The sequence below is a fragment of the Cellulosimicrobium cellulans genome (genome assembly GCF_001722485.1).
Classification (GTDB): Bacteria; Actinomycetota; Actinomycetes; order Actinomycetales; family Cellulomonadaceae; genus Cellulosimicrobium; species Cellulosimicrobium cellulans_A.
This window is the reverse complement of record NZ_LWGL01000329.1, coordinates 1-1,391: the sequence shown is the minus strand read 5'-3', so window position 1 is coordinate 1,391 and position 1,391 is coordinate 1. Positions and strand designations below refer to the sequence as shown.

The window sequence follows — 1,391 nt, the reverse complement described above, 5'->3', positions numbered from 1 at the left end:
TCGCGGCCGAGCGCGCGAACCCCGGCGGACCCGTCGCGGCCCTCGACGTCGCCGAGCAGGTGCCGCGCGTCGTCGCGGAGCTCCTCGCCGCGCGCTGAACCCGCCGCGCGCTGAAACCGCCGCGCGCTGAAACCGCCGCGCGCCGACCCCGCCACGGGCGTCGGGCGCACCCCGGTACCGTGGACGCGTGGTCCCCCTGCCCGTGCGCGACGGCCTCAACCCGACGCGCCTCGTCCTGCCGCACGACGACGCGAGCGTCGCGCGGTGGACGCGCACCCTCGACTACGTGCTGCACCGCTTCCCGGACGACGCGGCGCGGCTGCACGAGAAGGTCGCGGCGGGCGAGGTCGTGGACGGGCGCGGGCGGCCCGTCGACGCGCGCACGGCGTACGAGCCGCGCGGCTTCGTGTTCCTCTACCGCGACCCGCCGGTGGAGCCGGAGGTGCCGTTCGAGATCCGGGTGCTGCACCGCGACCGCGACCTGCTCGTCGTCGACAAGCCGCACTTCCTCGCGACCATCCCCCGCGGCGCGTACGTCGCGCGCTCGGTGCTCGTGCGCCTGCGGCGCGAGCTCGACCTGCCCGACCTCAGTCCGGCGCACCGCCTGGACCGCGTCACCGCGGGCGTCCTGCTGCTGACGCTGCGGCGCGAGGTCCGCGGCGCCTACCAGGAGCTCTTCGCGCGCCGCGAGGTCCGCAAGGAGTACGAGGCGGTGGCGCCGCTCGACCCCGCGCTCGAGCTGCCCGCGACGGTCCGCAGCCGCATCGTCAAGCGCCGCGGCGTCATGCGCGCGGAGGAGGTCGAGGGCGAGCCCAACGCGGAGAGCCGCGTCGACCTCCTCGAGACGGACGCGGCGCGCGGCCTCGCGCGCTACCGGCTCGAGCCGCACAGCGGGAAGACGCACCAGCTCCGGCTCCACATGAGCCGCCTCGGCGTGCCCATCGTCCACGACAACTTCTACCCGGTGCCGTACGACGTCGCGCACGACGACTACGCGCAGCCGCTCCAGCTCGTCTCGCGCTCGCTCGACTTCATCGACCCGCTGAGCGGGCGCCCGCGCCGGTTCGAGACGGACCGCGTGCTCGAGGCGTGGTGAGAGAATCGACGACCGTGAGCAGCACCCAACGTCAGGCCGTCGCCGCCGCGACGGACGGGCCCGACCCGCGCCGCTACCCCGCGCGCGCCGTCGTGGACCTCGCGGCGATCCGCGACAACGTGCGCGCGCTCGCGGGCCACGCGCCCACCGCCCAGGTCATGGCGGTCGTCAAGGCCGACGCGTACGGGCACGGTCTCGTGCCGAGCGCGCTCGCGGCGCTGGCCGGTGGCGCGACGTGGCTCGGCACGGCTCAGCCGAGCGAGGCGCTCGCCCTGCGCGCGGCCGGCGTGGGGCC

The 1,391-nt window shown here is 76.4% G+C and carries 2 protein-coding genes; both read left to right on the top strand.

What is annotated here, in order from left to right; all coding sequences use genetic code 11:
• Positions 1 to 187 precede the first annotated feature (187 nt).
• Positions 188 to 1,096 (top strand): pseudouridine synthase, encoded by a 909-nt coding sequence (locus tag JZ5iCDA_RS17500; protein WP_069388242.1) that lies wholly within the window; start codon positions 188 to 190, stop codon positions 1,094 to 1,096.
• Between the two features lie 14 nt (positions 1,097 to 1,110).
• Positions 1,111 to 1,391 (top strand): alanine racemase (locus JZ5iCDA_RS17495; RefSeq protein WP_171905436.1); only part of this gene is annotated, 281 nt, incomplete at its 3' end.